This is a genomic window from Variovorax durovernensis, from assembly GCF_977011995.1.
Genome location: NZ_CDRNCW010000002.1, coordinates 955,659 through 975,564 on the forward strand (window position 1 = coordinate 955,659; position 19,906 = coordinate 975,564).

Annotated in this window: 17 protein-coding genes and 5 pseudogenes; 10 read left to right on the forward strand and 12 right to left on the reverse strand. The window is 65.2% G+C overall.

The genetic code is table 11. The annotated features are described in order from the left end of the window. Nucleotides 1-38: 38 nt before the first annotated feature. The 5 genes from ACWV14_RS36350 to ACWV14_RS36370 all read right to left on the reverse strand — a co-directional run bounded on the left by ACWV14_RS36350 (nt 39) and on the right by ACWV14_RS36370 (nt 6,895). Nucleotides 39-1,241 (reverse strand): ABC transporter substrate-binding protein, encoded by a 1,203-nt coding sequence (locus tag ACWV14_RS36350; RefSeq protein ID WP_454908675.1) that lies wholly within the window; start codon nt 1,239-1,241, stop codon nt 39-41. Nucleotides 1,242-1,258: 17 nt separating this feature from the next. Beyond that, nucleotides 1,259-2,041 (reverse strand): GntR family transcriptional regulator, encoded by a 783-nt coding sequence (locus ACWV14_RS36355; protein WP_454908676.1) that lies wholly within the window; start codon nt 2,039-2,041, stop codon nt 1,259-1,261. A gap of 91 nt (nt 2,042-2,132) precedes the next feature. Then, on the reverse strand, nt 2,133-3,494 hold the full coding sequence (locus tag ACWV14_RS36360) for a sigma-54-dependent transcriptional regulator (protein WP_454908677.1): 1,362 nt from the start codon (nt 3,492-3,494) through the stop codon (nt 2,133-2,135). A 7-nt stretch (nt 3,495-3,501) separates the two neighbouring features. Then, a complete protein-coding gene (locus ACWV14_RS36365; RefSeq protein WP_454908678.1) occupies nt 3,502-5,364 on the reverse strand; it encodes a sensor histidine kinase in 1,863 nt (620 codons plus the stop codon). Between the two features lie 175 nt (nt 5,365-5,539). Next, a complete protein-coding gene (locus ACWV14_RS36370; protein WP_454908679.1) occupies nt 5,540-6,895 on the reverse strand; it encodes a dicarboxylate/amino acid:cation symporter in 1,356 nt (451 codons plus the stop codon). Nucleotides 6,896-7,675: 780 nt separating this feature from the next. Between ACWV14_RS36370 and ACWV14_RS36375 the strand changes: the two genes are divergently transcribed. Then, nucleotides 7,676-8,659: a tyrosine-type recombinase/integrase gene (locus ACWV14_RS36375; RefSeq protein WP_454908680.1), complete on the forward strand. Its 984-nt coding sequence runs from the start codon at nt 7,676-7,678 to the stop codon at nt 8,657-8,659. A gap of 249 nt (nt 8,660-8,908) precedes the next feature. Here ACWV14_RS36375 and ACWV14_RS36380 read toward each other — a convergent pair. Next, nucleotides 8,909-10,012: pseudogene (locus ACWV14_RS36380) on the reverse strand (IS3 family transposase). Here ACWV14_RS36380 and ACWV14_RS36385 point away from each other — a divergent pair. Both ACWV14_RS36385 and ACWV14_RS36390 read left to right on the forward strand, forming a co-directional pair. Then, a pseudogene (locus tag ACWV14_RS36385) lies at nt 9,974-10,138 on the forward strand (ABC transporter ATP-binding protein); the annotation flags it as partial. The pseudogenes ACWV14_RS36380 and ACWV14_RS36385 sit on opposite strands and share 39 nt — an antisense overlap. Before the next feature lie 42 nt (nt 10,139-10,180). After that, complete coding sequence (locus ACWV14_RS36390) at nt 10,181-11,365, forward strand: benzoate/H(+) symporter BenE family transporter (protein WP_454908681.1); 1,185 nt, start codon at nt 10,181-10,183, stop codon at nt 11,363-11,365. A 203-nt stretch (nt 11,366-11,568) separates the two neighbouring features. Here ACWV14_RS36390 and ACWV14_RS36395 read toward each other — a convergent pair whose 3' ends face one another. Then, a complete protein-coding gene (locus ACWV14_RS36395) occupies nt 11,569-12,246 on the reverse strand; it encodes a hypothetical protein (protein ID WP_454908682.1) in 678 nt (225 codons plus the stop codon). 69 nt (nt 12,247-12,315) lie between these two features. Then, nucleotides 12,316-12,635, reverse strand: a pseudogene (locus ACWV14_RS36400) (transposase domain-containing protein); the annotation flags it as partial. A gap of 107 nt (nt 12,636-12,742) precedes the next feature. Here ACWV14_RS36400 and ACWV14_RS36405 point away from each other — a divergent pair. From ACWV14_RS36405 to ACWV14_RS36420, 4 genes are all read left to right on the forward strand, one after another. Further along, a complete protein-coding gene (locus tag ACWV14_RS36405; RefSeq protein ID WP_454908683.1) occupies nt 12,743-12,997 on the forward strand; it encodes a hypothetical protein in 255 nt (84 codons plus the stop codon). Between the two features lie 215 nt (nt 12,998-13,212). Continuing rightward, nucleotides 13,213-13,479 carry a hypothetical protein gene (locus ACWV14_RS36410; RefSeq protein ID WP_454908684.1) on the forward strand — a complete coding sequence of 89 codons (267 nt, stop codon included), beginning with the start codon at nt 13,213-13,215 and terminating at the stop codon, nt 13,477-13,479. Between the two features lie 75 nt (nt 13,480-13,554). Further along, entirely contained in the window at nt 13,555-13,932 is a 378-nt protein-coding gene (locus ACWV14_RS36415) for a hypothetical protein (protein ID WP_454908685.1), read from the forward strand. A gap of 56 nt (nt 13,933-13,988) precedes the next feature. Further along, nucleotides 13,989-14,471 carry a hypothetical protein gene (locus tag ACWV14_RS36420; RefSeq protein WP_454908686.1) on the forward strand — a complete coding sequence of 161 codons (483 nt, stop codon included), beginning with the start codon at nt 13,989-13,991 and terminating at the stop codon, nt 14,469-14,471. 128 nt (nt 14,472-14,599) lie between these two features. Here ACWV14_RS36420 and ACWV14_RS36425 read toward each other — a convergent pair whose 3' ends face one another. Then, nucleotides 14,600-16,846 (reverse strand): DUF6351 family protein, encoded by a 2,247-nt coding sequence (locus tag ACWV14_RS36425; RefSeq protein ID WP_454908687.1) that lies wholly within the window; start codon nt 16,844-16,846, stop codon nt 14,600-14,602. A gap of 142 nt (nt 16,847-16,988) precedes the next feature. Between ACWV14_RS36425 and ACWV14_RS36430 the strand changes: the two genes are divergently transcribed. Both ACWV14_RS36430 and ACWV14_RS36435 read left to right on the forward strand, forming a co-directional pair. After that, nucleotides 16,989-17,672 carry a Crp/Fnr family transcriptional regulator gene (locus ACWV14_RS36430; protein WP_454908688.1) on the forward strand — a complete coding sequence of 228 codons (684 nt, stop codon included), beginning with the start codon at nt 16,989-16,991 and terminating at the stop codon, nt 17,670-17,672. A gap of 95 nt (nt 17,673-17,767) precedes the next feature. Continuing rightward, nucleotides 17,768-18,181 (forward strand): BLUF domain-containing protein, encoded by a 414-nt coding sequence (locus ACWV14_RS36435; protein WP_454908689.1) that lies wholly within the window; start codon nt 17,768-17,770, stop codon nt 18,179-18,181. Nucleotides 18,182-18,300: 119 nt separating this feature from the next. Here the strand turns inward: ACWV14_RS36435 and ACWV14_RS36440 are convergent. After that, nucleotides 18,301-18,471: pseudogene (locus ACWV14_RS36440) on the reverse strand (LacI family transcriptional regulator); the annotation flags it as partial. 130 nt (nt 18,472-18,601) lie between these two features. On the opposite strand from ACWV14_RS36440, the pseudogene ACWV14_RS36445 reads away from it, so the two are divergent. After that, nucleotides 18,602-18,700, forward strand: a pseudogene (locus ACWV14_RS36445) (AraC family transcriptional regulator); the annotation flags it as partial. A gap of 65 nt (nt 18,701-18,765) precedes the next feature. On the opposite strand, the gene ACWV14_RS36450 reads toward ACWV14_RS36445, so the two are convergent. Continuing rightward, the gene (locus tag ACWV14_RS36450; RefSeq protein ID WP_454908690.1) at nt 18,766-19,134 is read right to left on the reverse strand and encodes a VOC family protein; all 369 of its coding nucleotides are present in this window, start codon (nt 19,132-19,134) and stop codon (nt 18,766-18,768) included. A 118-nt stretch (nt 19,135-19,252) separates the two neighbouring features. Continuing rightward, nucleotides 19,253-19,678 carry a molybdopterin dinucleotide binding domain-containing protein gene (locus tag ACWV14_RS36455; RefSeq protein WP_454908691.1) on the reverse strand — a complete coding sequence of 142 codons (426 nt, stop codon included), beginning with the start codon at nt 19,676-19,678 and terminating at the stop codon, nt 19,253-19,255. Nucleotides 19,679-19,906: the final 228 nt, after the last annotated feature.

Here is a 19,906-nt window from a genome sequence, read left to right on the forward strand (position 1 = left end):
CATGAAGGCCGCCCGCCTTGCGGTGCCGGCCCTGCAGCTCAAGCCTTGAGCGGGAAGACGGGGTCCACTTCCCGGTAGTCGCGCGGGATGATCACCTTGATGTCGTTCTTCACCACCTGCGTCATCAGGGGTTGCGCGCCTTCGTTCTGTCCGTTGACGAACTTCGTGGGGCCGTACGGCATGATGTGATTCGAGAAGGTGCTCTTCTCCAGCGCGTCGATGATGGCGGCGCGCTCCATCGACCTGGCGCGCTCGATGGCATCGGCCAGCAGCCACATCGAGGTGTAGGTCATGAAGACCTCGTAGCTGAAGAACTGGCCCTTGGCCTCCACGCGCTTGCGCAGTTCCTGCGCCCGCTTGTCCTTCGGATTGAACCAGTGGTTGCAGTCGATGATGCCGTTGGCCGCGTCCGGAAACTCCTTGACGAACTTGTAGCTCGACGCGGCGCCGCCCAGCACCGAGAAGATCGCCTTGGGCACCACCTTCTGCTGCTGCATGGTGCGCACCAGCAGCGCGTATTCGTTGTAGTAGTTGGCCGGAATCACGATGTCGGGGTTGACCGACTTCATGCGCAGCACGATGTTGTTGAAGTCGCGCGTGGGGTTGGCATGCTTGACCACCTCCTTCACCTCGAAGCCGTAGCCCGGGAGCTCGCGCGACAGCAACTGCGCGGTGCCCGCGCCGAACAGCGACTCCTCGTGGATGATCATCACGGTCTTGGCGGGGCTGCCCGCGGCCTTGTTGAGCACCAGCAGGTTGGCCATGGCCACCTCGGTCGATTTCTTGTAGCCGGGACCGAAGCGGAAGGTGTTCTTCAGGCCGCGCTCGACGATCTGGTCGGCCACGCCCACATCCACCACATGAGGCAGGTTGTACTTGGCGGCGGCCTGCGTGGTGGCCAGGCAGATGGCCGAGGCGAAGGCGCCCACGATGGCCGATACACCGGCTTCGTTCATCTTCTCGACCTCGGCCGCGCCGGCCTGCGGCTGAGATTGCGCGTCGCCCAGCAGCGCCTCGAGCTTCGCGCCACCGAGCGACTTGATGCCTCCCGCGGCGTTGATGTCCTCGATGGCCATGAGGGCACCCAGGCGGCACTGCTGGCCCGAATAGGCCAGCGCACCGGTGACCGGATGCAGCACACCGACCTTGACGGTCTTGGGCTGCGCGCCGGCCACGAGCGGGAAGGCAACGGCAGTGGCCAGGGCGGCGGACTGCGAAACGAAACTGCGGCGGTTCTGCATGGGGCTTTCCTTCTTCTTCAGTTGAACTGGGCTGACACGTCTTTGCTGACCCACACCTTCGCGTCGATGCTGCCCACGCGGGAGAGCTGCATTTCGTAGGTGTAGCGGTCGGGGCGGTAGAGGCCGTGCAGCCACTGCACGGGCCGCTCGTCTTCGTCGTAGATCAGGCGGCGAACCGCGAGCAGGGCGGAGCCGACGGACACATCGAGGTGCTGCGCGAGCACGTTGTCCGCCAGCCGCGCCGAAATGGTCTGGTGCGCGCGCCCCACCTTGACGCCGGACTCTTCCAGCAGCACGAGAATGGGCTTCTTCGACAGCTCGCGGCGGCCGAAGCGGCGCGCGATGGAGTCGGGCACGTAGGTCGTGATATGCGAGAGCGGCCCTTCCTTGGTAGACCGCACGCGCACAGCCTTCTGTACCGGGTCGCCGAGCTGCAACTGCAGCGCCTGGGCCACCTGCGTGGACGCGGTGATGGTGGCCACCTCGATCACCTTGACGGAGGTGTGCAGGCCCATGGTCACCAGGTTCTCGAGCAGGCCTCGCAGATTGGCACGCTCCATGCTCTTGCCAGCAGGCCCCTCGCCGGCGATGGGCGGCGACAGCGCGCGCGTGCGGCGCCCCGGGTTGCGCGCGATCAGTCCTTCGGAGGCCAACTGCTCCAGCGCGCGCCGGACCGTGACACGGGCGACATTGAACTGAGCCATCAGCGCGAGCTCGCCGGGAAGACCTTCCGCGAAACGCCCTTCGTGCAACTGCTCACGCAGGACCAGATAGATCTGGTGGTATTTCGGCAAAGGCATTTGCGACATGCCTTTGATGTTTTTGCAGTTTCAATGTTCTGTCAATGGGACATTTAAAGCCTGCATCGGCCGTGTCCGGCCGCCGACGCTGTTACTTGAAATCGTCCGCCAGGATGTCGAACTTGCGCAGCTTGTCGTGCAGCGTCTGCCGTGCGATGGCAAGCGCGGCCGCCGTGGCGGGCTGGTCACCCTTGTGCTTGCGCAGCGCCTCGACGATCACCGCGCGCTCGAAGGCCTCGACCTGCTGCGGCAGCGCGCGTGGCAACGCCGGCAGGCCGTCGCCGGTGCCGCGCGTCTGCGTGAGGCGCTCGCCGAGCAGGCCCAGCACGAAGCGGTCCGCCACGTTGCGCAGTTCGCGTACGTTGCCGGGCCATGCGTAGGCCATCAGGTCGGCCAACTGCGCGTTGGTCAGAGGCGGCGCCGGGCGCTCGTAGCGGTTCGCGGCCAGCAGCGTGAAGTGCTCGAACAGCAGCGGGATGTCTTCGCGCCTCTCGCGCAACGGCGGCAGTTCGATGAAGGCCACGCCGAGCCGGTAGTACAGGTCAGCCCTGAACTTGTGCCGGTCGCTCATTTCCTTCAGGTCTTCCTTGCTCGCAGCCACCACGCGGCAGTCGAAGGGAATGGCCTTGTTGGAGCCGATGCGCTCGATGTTGCGCTCCTGCAGTGCGCGCAGCAGCTTGATCTGTACCGGCATCGGCATGCTTTCGATCTCGTCGAGGAACAGCGTGCCGCCGTTGGCATACTCGAACTTGCCCACCCGCGCGCGGTTGGCGCTGGTGAAGGCGCCGGCCTCGTGGCCGAAAAGCTCGCTCTCGGCCAGTGCCTCGGGCAGGCCGCCGCAATTGAGGGGCACGAAATGCTGGCGGCGGCGCTCGCTGTGAGCATGCAGGCATTGGGCGACGAGCTCCTTGCCGGTGCCGGTCTCGCCGTAGACCAGCACGTCGGCCGAGGTCTCGGCCAGCGTCATCACGGTGCGGCGCACCTGCTGCATCTGGGCCGATCGGCCGAGCAGCACCGACTGGATGCCGTTCCAGTTCTCCAGCGCGTCGCGCAGCTTGCGCACCTGCAGCGTGAGCTGGCGGCGCTCGATCGCGTGGCGCACGATGGCCACCAGTCGCTCGGAGCTGAAGGGTTTCTCGATGAAGTCGTAGGCACCTTCGCGCATGGCCTGAACGGCCATCGCGATGTGGCCGTGGCCCGTGACCAGGATGACCGGAAGCTCGGCGTCGGCCGTGTGCAGCTCGCCCAGCCACTCGGTGCCGCTCATGCCGGGCAGGCGCACGTCGCTGATCACGATCGCCGGCACGCCGAAACTGATGTGCGCCCGCGCGCGCTCGGCGCTGGCGAAGGCTTCGACCTCGAAGCCGGCCAGGGTCAGCACCTGGGCCGTGCTGAGGCGGACGTCTTCGTCGTCCTCCACCAGCAGCACCCGGATGGCAGGGTTGTCGCTCACTTGGGCATCACTCCTGTGCAATGGAATCAAAGGAATCGGAATTGGAAGGAAAGGAACCGGGCGGGTTGTGGATCACGGCAATGGCGGCAGGCAAGTCGACCACGAAGCAGGCGCCGCCGTGCGCCAGGTTGGCTGCACGCAGCGTGCCGTCCATCGCGCGCACCAATTGTGCCGAGATCACGAGCCCCAGGCCCAGACCGGCACCCGCGGGCTTGCTGGTGACGAAAGGCTCGAACAGACGCGGAAGAATGTCGGGATGGATGCCGGGGCCGGTGTCGCTCACACGGAGGATCACACGGCCCTCCTCCAGCCGCGCCGCAAGCCTGAGTGTGCGCATGGGCGCCTCCTGCATGGCGTCGACGGCATTGCGCATCAGGTTGGCCAGCACGCTGCCCAGCGCCGCCTCCTCGGCCATGACGCTCAGCGTGGCGGGCTGCACATCGACCTCGATGCCGACGCGGTGCTTCCTCGCTGCCTCGGCCACCATCGCCTGCGCATCGGCGATGGCCTGCGACAGCGGCAGCGGCACCAATGGCAGGTCGCTGCGATGCGCGAAAGTCTTCAGTTGCGAGGTCAGGCGCGCGAGCCGGTCGACCATGCCGCAGATGCGCTGCAGGTTGCCGCGCACGTCGTCGAGCCGGTTCCTGTCGAGCAGGATACCGGCGCTCTCGGAGAGAGTGCGCATGGCCGTGAGTGGCTGGTTGAGTTCGTGCGCCACGCCGACCGACATCTGGCCCAGCGCGGCCATCTTTCCCGCATGCACCAGTTCGCCCTGGGCCGCGCGCAGCTGCGCGGTGCGAGCCACCACGGTCGATTCGAGCGTGTCATGCGCCGCCTGCAGCGCCGCCTGGTTGGCCAGCTTCTGGTGCACTGCGCGCCGGCGCTGCCGCAGCGCGACGGCCACCAGCAGCAACACGGCCATCGCCAGGCTCGCGGTGATGGCCGTGTTGCGCGCCGCCACCCGCACCGGCGCCAGATCGTCGAGCACCATCAGTTGCCAGGGGGCATCACGCAGGGGCCTGACCGAGGCGAGCTGGTCGGTGCCGTCCAGCGCGATCACCTGGACGTTGCGGTCCAGCGCCTGCTTCTGCGCCCACTGCAGCGGCTGCAGCGCGGCGTTGCCGTAGGGACGCGAGCGCAACACCTCGGCGCGCTGCAGGGCGTCGAGCGGCAGCAGCGGACGGAACTTCAGGTCTTCGCGCGTGGAGAGGATCACCACGCCGCGCTGGTCGATCAGCGCCACGTCGCCCGGCAGCTTGCGCCAGGCGCGCTCGGCCTCCTCGAGGTTGACCTTGACGGCCACCACGCCGCGCGTGGGCTGGCCGCGCCGAAGTGCGTACGACAGGTAGTAGCCAGGCCGGTTGCTGGTGATGCCCACGCCATAGAAACGCCCACGCCCCTGGCTCAGCGCGTCGATCACGTAGGGCCGGAACGACAGGTCCTGCCCCAGGGTGGTACCGGGCTTGTTCCAGTCGGACGCCGCCTGCGAGATGCCGGAGCGGTCGAGCACGTAGAGCATCTCGGCGCCCGCGGTGGCGTTGACGCCGTCGAGGTAGCGGTTGACCGCATCGCGCACGTGTGTGTCCGACGGCGTGTCGAGCAGCGCGGGGACGATCGGTGTCATCTCCAGCAGCGCGGGCAGGTAGTCGAAGCGTGCGAGGTCGGCGTCCAGGCCGGTCGCGAGCATGTCGAGGCGATGGTCCGCCGCCTCGCGCAGCCGCGCCAGGCCGGCCTGCATGGCGAGCTGGTGGCCCGCGAAGGCGGCCATTGCAACCAGCGCCAGCGCGCCGCACCAGCGCGCGAGGCCGCGCCACCGTCTGGAATTTTCGGAAGGCAAATCGAAGCGCCGAGCCGGCTCCCTTGAAGTCAAGGAAGCGTTATTGCACAAGGCCGTTGGGCGCGCATCGGTGCCTGCCCGGTGATGGGCGGCCAGTACGTGAAAGATAAGGTGGGCCGCGGACCGCATACCACCGAGTATCGGGGCGGACGGCCGCCTGATCTCGCTGTCTCGCGCCTCCTCGCCGCTCGCGAGACAGCGGTGGCGCTCAGCGCACCGAGCCGGCGGGCATGTGCGCCTCGGTTGCGTCGAGCACGCGCTCGGGTTCGTCGGCTTCCAGCGCGCTTTCCTGATTCAGGTGCTGGTGCATGCGCTCGGTGTCGAAGTCGCCGGTCCACTTGGCGACCACGATGGTGGCGACGCCGTTGCCGATCAGGTTGGTGAGCGCGCGGGCTTCCGACATGAAACGGTCAATGCCCAGGATGAGCGCAAGCCCTGCCACCGGCACGTGTCCCACCGCAGACAGCGTGGCCGCCAGCACGATGAAGCCGCTGCCCGTGACGCCGGCGGCGCCCTTCGACGTGAGCAGCAGCACGGCGAGCAGCGTGAGCTGCTGCGTGAGCGTCATGTCGGTATTGGTGGCCTGCGCGATGAACACGGCTGCCATCGTCAGGTAGATCGAAGTGCCGTCCAGGTTGAACGAATAGCCCGTGGGCACCACCAGACCGACCACCGACTTCTTCGCACCCAGGTTCTCGAGCTTGGCCATCATGCGCGGCAGCACCGACTCGCTGGAGGAAGTGCCCAGCACGATCAGCAGCTCTTCCTTGATGTATTTGATGAACTTCCAGATGCTGAACCCGTGGGCCCTGGCGATGCCACCGAGCACCACGAAGATGAACAGCAGGCAGGTGGCGTAGAAGGTGGCCATCAGCTGGCCCAGTTGCAGAAGCGAACTCACGCCGTACTTGCCGATGGTGAAGGCCATCGCGCCGAAGGCGCCGATGGGCGCCAGCTTCATGATGTAGCCGACGATCACGAAGAGCACGTGCGAGCCCTTCTCGATCACGTCGAACACCAGCGTGCCGCGCCCGCCGAAGCGGTGCAGCGCAAAGCCGAACATCACCGCGATCAGCAGCACCTGGAGGATCTCGCCCTTGGCGAAGGCATCGACCAGCGTGTTGGGGATGATGTTCAGGATGAAGTCGGTGGTGCTCTGCATCTTGCCCGGGCCGGTGTAGGCCGCGATGCTCTTGGTGTCGAGCTGGCTCACGTCGACGTTCATGCCCGCACCGGGCCGCACGATGTTGATGATGACCAGGCCCACCACCAGCGCGATGCTGGAGACGATCTCGAAGTACAGAAGCGCCAGGCCGCCGGTCTTGCCGACCTTCTTCATGTCTTCCATGCCGGCGATGCCCACCACCACCGTGCAGAAGATGATCGGCGCGATGATCATCTTGATGAGTTTGATGAAGCCGTCGCCCAGCGGCTTCATCGACGCTCCGGTGTCGGGGTAGAAATGCCCCAGCAGCACGCCGAGCACGATGGCTGTGATGACCTGGAAATAAAGGGACTTGTAGAAGGGTTTGGGTGCGGGTTGGGATTGGGATTGGTGGTCCACGGGGGTCTCCTAGAAATTGTCGGGGGCCGGCGGCACGGGCGAGGCACGGCGCGGAAAGGTCGGCGACGGCACAGTGGCGCCGCGCATCTCGGCCGTGGGGTCGAGGTCGCCCATGGGGCTCATCGGTTTGTCTCCTGGGTCATGGCCGGGACTCGCATCGGACATGCGGCGGGCCTTGATCCTCAGCAATCGACATGCCACGGCCCCGGCACACGCAGAAATGCGCTAAGTCGTTGATTTCCCGAGGGCTCCTGCAGACGAAGGAGCGCTGTCGCGCCGACATTCCGGATGAAGCGGTGACGAGCCGTCCGGCTGTCCGGATCAATGGGTAAGTACAAACCCTAGGACTGCATTGTGTTCGCGGCGACACGCTCGGTGTGGATCAGATCCCAGACGATCTTCGAGCGCGGCTGATGGCCGTGGCGCTGAAGGAGAGCTGCTGGACCTCGAGAAGCTTGGCCGAAGTCGTCGCCCAGGACTGCGGCCTGTCCGAGGAGGCACTGACGCTGCTGTTCCCTGCCGAGGACAAGCTCGGTCCTGGAGTGGCACCTAACCTCCCGCCTTCGCGGCGTGGCCCCCATCTTTCGTCTGCCGCCAAAGCTCTAAATAGACTCAGTTAAAAGAGACTAACGGCATCGATCATCAAAGAAAACCTTTTGTCGAAAGCAAGTTGTTCAGGATCAAGATTGATGGATGCCGTTAGTATGTTTATTATGCCGAGTCATGGCCGCCGCCCCACCTCCTCCTCGCTGTGTCGACGCTCCCAACCCTTCAGGAAACGTGACTGCCTTCGGGCAAGCTTTCGAGGCTTGGCTCTCCGACCAGCGCGACTCAGGCCTGCTGCGTCGGGAAGGCTCGGTTTCCGTCTACCAAGACATGTGGCAGGCCTTTGTGGCCTGGTGCCTGGGACAGTCCCCTGTGGTGAGCCTGTCCAGCCTGGAGCTGGCCGACCTGCAGGCATTCCAAGCAGCACGCTTCGGTCGCAAGACCTCGGATCAGTCGCTCACCCCCCGCTATGCACTGCGGCTGATGCGTCTGATCGACCGGGTGCTGCGCCACCATGCAGCGCAAACCGATACCAAGGCCAACAGGGCCGCGGCAGACTGGCTAGCGGCCAATCCCGAGGTCCGCTATGCAGATGCCTCGCATGCCGATCCGCTGCCGGAGTACCTCTCGACGAGCGAAGCCGGGCAGCTCATCGCCTTTCTTTCGGCCACCCGACCGCGGCCAGGCACTGTGCGAGAAGCTCAGCCAGCCCTGCCCTGGCAGGAAGTCCGCAACCGCGTGTCCGTGGCTTTGCAGCTCGGCGCCGGGCTCACGCCGGGCGACGCGCGGGCGTTGACGCTCGCCTCGCCTCTCACGCAAAGCGGTAGCGCACGCGAACGACCGTGGAAGCTTCATGTGCCTGGAAACGGCAATTCGCCGGCGCGCGAAACGCCGGTGGCGCCCTGGGCTGCGGAGCTGCTGCGGTACTGGCTGACCGTGCGAGCCGAGTCGGGTGTGGCGGGACAGTACCTGTTCCCCTCCACGCGCAGCGGCAAGCAATGGCAAAAGCCCTCTCAGTACGAGCGCGCAAGACAGGTGCTCGAGGACGCCGGCGTGAACTCTCGCGAAGGCGGATCGTTCCGCCTGCGGCACACCTTTGCCCTCAGGCAATTGCGACGAGGAACATCGCCGGAGGAGGTGGCCCGATGGCTGGGCATCGAGCCGGGGAAGATGAAGCGCTACGAACGGGTGCTACCAACCGTGGTCGACGTAGTCTGAGTCCAGGTTTCCGAGGTGCGCCAAGTCGCGATTCCGCCCGCAGATCGAATGGGCCCGTAGTAACCATCCGCTCACTGACTCGCGGAGGGTTGCCTGGGCATTGCTCGCAGGCGGAGGCACGACTGCCCACGGGCCGTGCGCCACGCCTGCTCTGTCAGGCACACCTCGCCACCTACATTGCCCTGCACGAACCGGAGCCGCACCCTGGCCCGCGCCAAGTGGGCTGCTGCCGGTTTCGTGGACACCGGCCTAAATTTTTCGAGCTTTCTCGAACTCTATCGGACTGACGTAGCCGAGCGTCGAGTGACGACGCGTCGGGTTGTAGAACCGCTCGATGTAGTCGAACACATCGGCGCGGGCCTGTTCCCGGGTCCGGTACACCTTTCTGGCCGTGCGCTCAGTCTTCAGTGAACTGAGGAAGCTCTCCATGGACGAGTTGTCCCAGACCTCGCCCGCGCGGCTCATGCTGCAGGTGATGCCTTGCTCCTTGAGCAGCTCCTGGAAGTGCTCGCTGGTGTATTGGCTTCCTTGGTCGGAGTGATGCAGCAACGCGACCGGCTTGCCCCGGCGCCACACGGCCATCATCAACGCATCGGCCACGAGTTGCGAGGTCATGCTGTCCTGCATCGACCAGCCGACGATGCGACGCGAGTACAGGTCGAGCACCGCAGCGGCATACAGCCAGCCCTCGGCCGTCCAGATGTACGTGAAGTCGGCCACCCACTTCTGGTTGGGCGCATCAGCCTCGAACTGACGGTCCAACACGTTGTCAGCGACTAGCGCTGCGCTGACCTCGGTCTTGCGGCAAGCCTCGGCGTCGTGGCCTCGCACGCAGGGCCTGTTCACGCATGAGCCGTTCAACGCGATGCAATCCGCATCTTTGACCCAATGCCAGCACGTCATGCCACACGCGCCGGGCGCCACAGGTACGGTCGCTGCCCAGGAAGCTCTGACGCACCTGGCTGCCGAGCACCTCGTCTTCCACACTGCGTTGGCTTCGGGGCCTGCTGAGCCACGCATAGAAGCCGCTTCGCGAGACACCGAGCGCCTCGCACATCATTGCCGACGGCCACGTCCCTCGGTGTTTCGCGACGAAGCCGAACTTCACATCGACTCCTTGGCGAAGTAGGCCGCCGCTTTTTTCAGCAGGTCACGCTCCATGCGCAGCTTGGCGTTCTCCTTTTTCAACCGCTCCAGCTCAGCCTGTTCGGGCTTCATCACGCCCTGATCAGGGAACGCCTGCTGCGGGTCCGTAGTCGCTTCACGTACCCATTTGCGAAGCACGTTCTCGTGTACATCGAGGTCGCGTGCACCCTGCGCGCCGAGGGACTCACCGTGCTGCTGGTCGACCAGATGGCCGCGCTGGCGCTGTGCGACCGCGCCTATGTGATGGAGGGCGGGCGCATCGTGGCGCAGGGCAGCGCGGCGCAGATCGCGGCCGACGGCGCGCTGGCCAGGGCCTACCTGGGCGCGGCTTGAGTTGCTGAAGCGACGGTGCCGGACTCCCGGCACAATCGCGCGATGCAGTTTTTCAAGGACCTGAGCCTTTCGACTTTCACCGCGGGCTTCGTCGCCGTGCTCGTGGGCTTCACGAGTTCGGTGGCCATCGTGTTCCAGGCGGCGCAGGCGTTCGGCGCCACGCCGGAGATGGCGGCTTCGTGGATGTGGGCGCTGGGCATCGGCATGGGGCTGGCCTCGGCGCTGCCGTCGCTGTGGTGGCGCAAGCCGGTGATGATTGCCTGGAGCACGCCCGGCGCGGCCGTGCTGGCGGCGGCCGGCATGGGCTACAGCATGAACGAGGCGGTCGGCGCCTTCATCGTCTGCGCGGTGCTCATGGTGCTGGCCGGGGCCACCGGCTGGTTCGAGCGCGTCATGAACAAGATCCCGATGGCCATCGCCTCGGCGCTGCTGGCCGGCGTGCTGGCGCGCTTCGGGCTGGGCGCCTTCATCGCGGCGCAAACGGCGCTGCCGCTGGTGCTGCTGATGCTCGGCACCTACCTCGTCACCAAGCGGGCGCTGCCGCGCTACGCGGTGCCGCTCACGCTGCTGGTGGCCATCGTGTTCGTCGCCGCGCGCGGCGAGCTGGCCTGGTCGGCGGTGCATTTCTCGCTCACCTGGCCGGTGTTCACGATGCCGGCCTTCAGCTGGCAGGCCATCGTGAGCCTGGCGCTGCCGCTGTTCGTGGTGACGATGGCCTCGCAGAACCTGCCGGGCGTGGCGGCCATCCGCGCGGCCGGCTACGGCGAACTGCCGGCCAGCAAGCTCATCACCATCAGCGGGCTGGCCACGCTGGTGCTGGCGCCGTTCGGCGCCTTCGCGCTCAACCTGAGCGCCATCACCGGCGCCATCTGCATGGGCCGCGAGGCGCACGAAGACCCGGCGCGCCGCTACACGGCGGCCGTGAGCTGCGGCGCCATTTACGTGGTGATCGGCCTGTTCGGCGCGGCCGTCACGGGGCTGCTTACCGCATTCCCGAAGGAGCTGGTCGCTGCCATCGCCGGGCTGGCGCTGCTGGGCACCATCGGCGGCGGGCTGGCCGCCGCCGTGCGCGACGAGTCGCACCGCGAGGCCGCATTGATCACCTTCCTGGTGACGCTCTCGGGCGTCACGCTGGCGGGCATCGGCTCGGCGTTCTGGGGTGTGGTGGCCGGCGCGGTGGCGCTGGCCGTGCAGCAGGCCGGCCGCCGCGCACGGAATGCGCCATGAGGTAGCTGTTGCTCTTTTCACGAAGGATTCGGGCGGCTACCTTTGCTACATGACCACCCGCAAGATACCTTCATCACGCTTCACGGCGCTGCTTCACTTCGTGGTTGAGACTACCGTTGCTGCGGCCCAAGATCATCCATCATGGCCAGACTGCACGTTCTCATGGACTTTGTTCACCGCCTCTAACGCAAAGATCACCTCCACTAGATGCAGTACGAGGGATGAAGGCAATCAAAGGGCGCAATGGTTGGGCGCGTCCCATAGAACTTCTGGCATGCCGTCGCATACGCTTCATGGCCCTTCCACAGATTCGCAAGTTCCTCTTCACCCGAGCGCACCAACTGGCTAAGGACATGTCGCCGTTCCGCGTCGTCTCTCCAGGCGTAGATTTGTTCGCGTACCCCGATTGTCACGAGAGCGTCGTCAAGTGCGAGGGAACTAACCTTCAATGAATTCAGATCCTCAACGCGAATGCCAATTTCGACTTCGGGTCGGGCCAGTTTGACAAGCAACGAGATGTACTTGCTGCTGGCGTCCTTTGACTTTGCGAACTCACGTTCCCCGACGTACTTCACTGACAACGTTTCGCACAACATGCGTGCCGTGTAGCGAACTAGATTCTGGACGTGGAACGCGAGAAGTGTGAAGTCGTCATTGGTGAACTTCGCCCATTTCTCAGACGGTGTACCAAGGGACGAATTCTGGAGGAAGGGTGCCGTAAGCTCGACGGTCAGGTAGTGTTCCAACGCGTACCTGTACTGATTGATCAGGTCTCGCTGCATCAAGTAGACGGTCGCCGCGAGCGGAGCCGCTTCGAGATGGTTCCCGCCATCCTCGATGGAGGTTAAAGCGTCACTGAAGACAGGCTCGATATTCAACATGGGCAGTTCTCAATAGCCTAGGCGGCCGACCTCACCGATGAGCTCGCCGACGTGTGGATAGAGACAGTGCTATGCAGTGTGCCACCGGTGCGGCAGCAGTTCCTCGATGCGACTGGCCGGCTGCGTCGGCAGCCTGGTCAGAACATCTTTCAAGTAGGCCCAGGGCTCCTGCCCGTTGAGCTTGGCAGATTGGATCAAGCTCATGACGGCTGCAGCATGCTTGCCCGCCCGCAAGCTGCCCGCGAAGAGCCAGTTCGAGCGTCCCAATGCGACCGGCCGGATGCGGTTCTCGACCCACTTGTTGTCGATGGCAGCATGGGGTCATCGATATAGCGCGTCAGCGCTGCCCAGCGTTTGAGGCTGTAGTCGATGGCCTTGGCCGTGGCGGCTCAACGTCGCCTCCATCGCAGGGTTACCCATGGCCATGGGGGCATTCCTGTGGGGCAACCGACTGCTTCCGCCGGGCATTGCAGAACGCAAAGAATGGGAGGTCCACGTGTTCTTCATCGCTTGGGGACTGGCCCTGCTTCACGCATCTACCTGGCGCGTTCGGCGCGCATGGGTCGAGCAGTTCGCGGCCGCTGCCGTGCTCTTGGCGACATTGCCGCTGACAGGCGCACTGGTCGGCGACCGCAACCTGATTGCCGGCCTTCGCACGGGGGACGGCGTGTTCGTGTGGTTCGAACTTGCGCTTCTGGTGCTGGCGGTTGTCTTCGCAGCGGTTGCCGTGAAGCTCGCGCACGGGCGATGACGATGGCACCGGTTGACACGCAGAAGCGGGCCGAACACAGGCAAGCGAAGAACACGAACCTTCTATTTAACCGTTCGTGCCGGGTCCATTTTCATTCGCAAAATGAGACATCCGCCGATTCGCCAGGCCTCATGAAAGACGCATGGCGCTGATATGGTGCACGCAGCAGCCTTTACTCGAATCCCTGTTGCTTTTGCATGGGGCCAACAATGTCCATGAGCCATGCCAAAGTCTTTCCTCGCCATTCCTTCCTTTGCGTGCTCGCCGGCCTTGCCGCCCTCTACATCTTCTGCGCCATGATGCTGGTGCCGGCCAAGGTCTACATCCTGCCGTACCTCATCACGCCGGACTTCATTCACCACCGGGGCGCGGTCGTCGTTCTGTTCCTGGCCGTTCCCGCTGCGATCTACCTGATCTGCTGGCAGGGCAGCGACTTCTTCGCGTGGCTGCGCGCGCCGGCGCAACTGATCGTGAGCGGGTGAGGGCTTCAATTCGGCGAACACGCCCTCGCCTTTGCGGACGTCACGCGCTTTCGCCACCGCCATGGCCGCAACCATGTGCTGCTCGAGCGTCGCGACGGCAGGACACTGCGCCTGCGCCTGAACCTGTGGGAGGCATCGGATGCTTTGCTCGCCGACGTGGAAGCGGCCGTCGGCGCCACGATGGCGGACGATGTCGAGCGCCGCCTGCACGCCGGCGAGGCGGTGATGTTCGGCGCGCTTGGCCTGCAGGCCGCGGGCCTGTTGCACAAGGGCCAGCTGATTACGTGGTCGAGCATCGACACCATTCGCACGCAGTCCGACGAGGAGGGCATGGAGGTTGACGAACACCTGGTCATCGTCGCGCATGGAAAGCCCCGAAAGATCGACCGCTCGAAGATCGACAACGAACCGGTGCTGATGGCCTGCCTGCTGCAGCGCCTGCCTGGGCATTGAGTTTCTTCCTCTACGCCTTTTCAACCACTCCAACACCCTCACAGCGCATCAGACACATGGAAATCTACAGCTCCGCCGCACAGCAAGAGAAAACCCGCGAGGACCGCCCCGTGTTCTATTCCCGCACGCGCCTCATCGCCGGCACGGCGCTGTGGGCCGTGGTGACCGTGGTGACCGTGGTGCTGGCGGTGCTGTGCATCCGCGCGCAGGACAAGAACATCGGCATCCTCATCGCTGCCTGCTTTGGGTTGCTCACGGCATGGCTCACGTTCAAGTGCCTGAACACGCTGCGCAACATCGACCAGCCTGCGTTCGTGGTCGGGCGCCAGGGCCTGACCTTCGAGAATGGCATGCTGCTGCCATGGGACAACATCGTCGAGAACACATGGGTCAACCAGAACTACATGGGCATTCCCATCGGCAGGCAGATCCAGATCAAGACCGACCTGCCCAAGCCGCGGGCGCGCGTGCTTCGCCGTGCCACGGGGCTGGAGATTTCGGGCGACGAGTATCTGGCACTGTGCGACGCTTATCGGTGAGCCGACACCCGCGGCGCACCGCTTCAATGCCGCTGGACGGCCGGCATCGAGAGGACGAGCGATGCCTTGACTTGCCGCATGGCGATGTGCGCGCGAAGCCGAGGCATCCTCAGGCATGGAGAAAGCCGTCAGTTCAGCGGCAGCCGCAGGTAGGTGCCGCGCAGCGCCTCCTGGCTCACGCCGGGCTTGCTCCAGTCGCACACGCCGCTCGGGAAGATTGTCTGCAGCCGCGCGAGATCGGCGCCGGCAATCATCACTGAGTAGTCAGCGGGGTTGACCGGCTTGAGCTGGCACTTGAGCACGTCGTTCACCAGCGGCGAGCCAGCCTGGATGCGCGGCGTGGTGAAGCGCGGGTACACGACGTTGCAACTGGCTGCCGGATCGAGCGACGCGGGCTCGTCGATGCGCGTGCCGGTCTTGTCCCAGCAAGCGTCGTTGGCGCCGGCAGGCTTGTTGCGCACCACCTTGTCGATCGAGGCGGGCGACGGGTCGGCCGCCATGTTGTCCAGCCATTTGTTCAGGAGATCAATCGAGCCGCTCATGTAGTCGTAACCCGAGGTGGAGCCGAGCGTCCAGATGATCTGGTTGTCGCTGCGGCCGTTGGCGCGCTGCAGCCGGGCTCTGATGATCAGGTCCTGCGTCGTGTCGTGGATGTCGCCCACGGCATCGGCGTTGCCGCGCTGCGTGATGATCGGGATGTTCGCAAGGCCCGCTCCCCTGAAGCCGTTCTTGAAGCCGCCTGCATAGGTGAGCCTGAGCGCATCCGGATCGGCTTCGGAGCGCGCGGGCTGCGGGTTGCCGTCGCCGTCGTAGCCGCCCACCTTCTCGTTCAGGTCGAGGAACTCCTTCACCGAGATCGTGCCGCCATTGAGCGCCCCCAGGCCGTACTGCACGCCGATGTTGTCCAGTGGCCGGCGCGCTTCCTGCGTGCCGGGCCGCTTGCCCAGCAGATTCACGTTGGTCTGGAACAGGTCGCAGCGGATGCCGCCCGGGTTGGTCGCGCGGTTGAAGATGTTCGCCACGTTGGCCGGCTCGATGAACCCGCAGCCCGCAGCGTTGTCCGACTTGATGATGCTCGCGAACGACAGGTCCCAGGCGGTGCAGGTGTTGGTGTTGAAGCCGTTCACCGCGTTCTGCTTGGCCGTCGTCCAGGTGGCGGTGTCGAGTTTGTAGACGTTGTTCAGGAGGCGGCACTCCATCACCTCGGGCATCAGCGTCTCGGGGAAGGAGACGATCGGTTGGATGCCGTCCAGGAGCCCCGGATAGAGCTGCGCGATCAGGTACTGCTGGATCGCGCCGCCGGAGCCGCCGAAGCCGGCCGTCCACTTCGGCACTTCGCCGAATTCCTCGATCACGTGCTCCTTGAGCATCATCAGCGTCTCGCCCTGCAGGTGCGGATTGGCGTGCTGGTTGTTCCAGAGTTCGGTCGAGTTCATGAAGGCGAAGCCGCGCGAGAGCTGGATGTGGCCGACGTCGCCGAGGATCGACTCGATCGGGTGCACACCCTGGTTGTACTGCGCCGAGCCGCAGCAGTCGAAGTACGCCACGAGCTTCCTGTTCCAGCCGGGGCCGGGCTTCCACGCGGCGGGCGAATCCTTCGTCGGGTTGTCGAGAACCGCGAGCCGGTACACGCCGCGGTTGATGGTGCCCGACTCCACGCGCACGATGTAGGGCACCGTAGTGCCGTCGTTCGTGGTGGTCGTTGCAAGATCGGCCGGGCGCGTTCCCTTGGGGTCCGCCAGCGGCTTGAAGACGTTGGTGTTGGTGCGGTAGTACCAGACCACCTGCGTCGCGGCCGAGCAGTCGGCATCGAGCGCGGCACCCAGGCCGTTCTGCACCGTGCGGCATTCGTAGGGCGAAATGTGCGGGCCCGAGAGGATCGGGCCGGTGATCGGATAGTTGACCAGCCTGGCCTCGGTGCGCTGCGCCGCAACATCGGCATTGCTCACCACCAGCGTATTGACGCTGCCGGTGCTGCTGGCCGGATCGGTCGTGAGGCCGGTGACAAGTCCGCGCAGCACGCGCGTGGTGGTGTTGACTGCGGGCACCTGGGAGGTCACGTCCTTGCCGTTGAGGCTCACGCGCACCTTGTCGAGCGCGACGCCCACGGGCGCGGTGATTTCGATTAGCGTGTCGCCTCCGCTGATCATGTCGGGCGCGGAAGAGAGCGTCTTGATCTGGAACGCGGCCGGTGTCTGCGCGACGGGCGGGGGACTGGCGCCCGGGATGAATGAGAACCCTGATCCGTCCGACCCTCCGCCGCAACCTGCGGCGAGCAGTACACCGGCCATCGCGAGACCGGCTGCGGCGGCCCGCGTCCGGATCCGGGGCCACGGAAAAACCCGCTTGTGCGGACGGCCAGGTGTAGCGAGCATGGAAGTCTCCTTCTGTTATGTGTTCTGGAAGATTAAGGATGGACGTTCCACGCTACGGTCGTCGCGACGACACATGAGGCGCCAATCGCTAGAGGTAATCCCTGATTCCGTCCGAGCCCCGGCCGCGCCTCAGCTGGAAGACATGGTGCGGCGCTCGCGGTGGGCGGCAGGTCTCGCGCCCGCGGATGTGGAGCACGTGCTCGGCAGCATGCAGGAGAGGCAGTTCGCGCGAGGCGCCTGCATCGCGCGGGCGGGGCAACTGGTCGAACACTGGATGGGGATCGTCGATGGCTTCGCCAAGATGTCGGTGGCCTCGGAAGAGGGGCGGATATCGACGCTCACCGGCGTCTCGGCCGGTGTGTGGTTCGGCGAAGGATCGCTCTTCAAGCACGAGGCGCGCCGCTATGACGTGTTCGCGCTGCGGCCCACGCGGGTAGCGCTGATGCCGCGCCGCACCTTCGAATGGCTGCGCGGCACCAGCGTGCCGTTCAACCACTACCTGCAGGAGCTGTTGAACGCGCGGCTGAGCCTGTTCATAGGCGCGCTCGCACACGAGCGGTTGCTCGACACCGACGCGCGCGTCGCCAACTGCCTGGCGAGCCTTTTCAATCCCGATCTGTATCCGGACGCGCCACGCTTCCTGGAGGTCGGGCAGGTCGAGATCGGGCTGCTGGCAAACGTATCAAGGCAGCGCGTGAACGTGGCGCTGCGGCGCTTTCAGGCGCTTGGACTCATTCGTCTCGAAAAGCGCGGACTTACCGTACTCGACCTGGGCGGCTTGCGTGGTTACCAGCAAGGCGCCCTGCCGCTGAGCCTTGGTGGGTGAAGGCGTCGATCTTCGTTGGGATGGAAATTTCAAGCTGTTCCAAATGAAAGGCGAATCTCTTACCATGCGCCTTTCAACGCCATGGAGACATCGTCTTGCTGGCCCGACTGATCTATCGCAGCATGTCCAGGGGACCATCGGCGGGTGACGTCGAAAGCATCCTAAGCACTTCGCGCCGCAACAACAGGGAAGTCGGCATCACCGGCGCACTGTGCCACTTCCAGGGCAACTACATGCAGTACCTGGAAGGCGAGGAGGCCGCCATCGAATGCGTGATGGCCAAGATTTCAGCGGACCCCCGGCATGCGAACCTGACTGTGCTGGAGTACCGGTTCATCGCGGCGCGTGCATTCCCGCAGTGGTCAATGGCGCTCCTGGTATGGGACGAGCAACTTCGAGAAGTCCTCGGTCCTTTGGCGGACATGGGCCTGAACGGTATCCAACCCGCAGAAGCAGCGCCAGTCTTTCGTGCGCTCACGAGAACGTCTCAATGGGTGAGCCTCCATTAGGGCAACAGTCCTGTAGAACGACCTGCCATGGCCCTGGTTTCGCTTATTGCTCATCCAGAGCATCCAGACTAGCGCTTCCAGTGGGCTTGGTGGTCGGTGCCTCATCCACGGACGCAATTGCCGCCCATGTCCGGATGCTGCTCCGGCAGCGCGCGCGTCTGCCGATAGTTCTTGCCCGCATCGTCCTGTCCTTCGCGCAAACCCACCACCTCGAGCCGCGGGAACATCTCGTCGATGACATGCAGGAAACCCGCCTCTCGTTCCTCATGCGCCTTGTAGCTCAGAACCCCGACTCGCTCCCTTGATGGCCACCGCTGTGGCATCGAGCTGCATCCTCGGTCCCCTTCATCGCCTCAGTACAGCTCGTGCCTGACCGAATGCTCGTAGTGCGCATCGATCTGCTGCACCTGTGCGTCGCCAATCCCATTTGACCTGGGCTATTCGACGCCGAGCGCCTTCATCGGACTTTTCCGGCCCACCTTCGGGCAGACGCCCGCCGCCTATCGCGCGCGTCTGTGACGCTTGAACACACACAGAAAGGGCAAACGCGCGCCTGTTGGTGAAGCACCGAGGCCCTCGGACGCTCAGTTCTCAGGCAGATGGCACACCGCCTCGACGTTGTGCCCATCGGGCGCGATGACGAAGGCCGCGTAGTAGTGAGGGTGGTAGTGCGCACGCAGCCCCGGCGTCCCGTTGTCCTTGCCGCCTGCCTCGATCGCCGCACGATGAAACGCATCGACCTGGCCGCGGTCCTGCGCCGTGAACGCAAGATGCAGCACCATCGGGCGCTCTTCGCTCTCGTAGATCCAAAGCGAGGGTTTGCCGTTCTTTCCCAGGCCCACCCCGTGGGGCCCCTTCATCGCAACGCTCACGCCCAGCGGGGCCAGCGCGCGCAGGAAGAAGGCTTCGCTGGCCTCGCGGTTGCTCGCGCGGATACCGATGTGATCGAACATGAAAACGCCTTTGTCGAGGATATGAAGGTCTGCCGATGACGTTCTAGCCGCTGCCGGCCGAATCCGCTTTGCGATGGATCAAGCCGCACTGTGGCGATGCCGCTGCCCGCCTGCGGCGTCAACGCGCGCGCCGCACGCGAACCGGCACCGACTTGTACGACGGTGTGCCGCTGCGCGGATCACAGTGCGACAGCGCGATCAGCACGTTGGCCTCGGGAGAGTAGGCTCCGGCCGATCCCCTGGGAATGTCGCAGGCCACCGCGGTGAGGTTCCTGAGCACGGCGCCGGGCGAGGCCGCCTCGCCTTCGAAAGGCACGGCCTCCAGGTCCACGCGGTCGCCCGCCGCCAGGCCTTGCGAGGCCAGGTCGTCGGGGTTCAGGAACACCACGTCCCGGCGCCCGACGATGCCGCGGTAGCGGTCGTCGAAGCCGTAGATGGTGGTGTTGTACTGGTCATGGCTCCTGAGCGTGGCGAGGCTCAGCACCGCGGCGCCCATGGCGCGCGGGTCCTCCTGGATGCCCGGAAAAGCAGGGGCGCCAGTCATTTCACGCGGCGCCAGCCAGTTGTCCTCAGCCTTCAGGCGCCGCCGCTTTTGCAAAGCGCACGAGCGTTTTGAGCGCACACCTCCCGGACCAAGTGCGCGCGCGCCACCACCGAGCGGTAGCGGCCCAGCCGATCCTTGCGCTTGGTGCCCTTGCGGCCATGAACGCAAATGCGCGGGGTCAGCCCACGATGGAAATGAGGGCCGAGCGGGCGCGGAAATCCACATCCT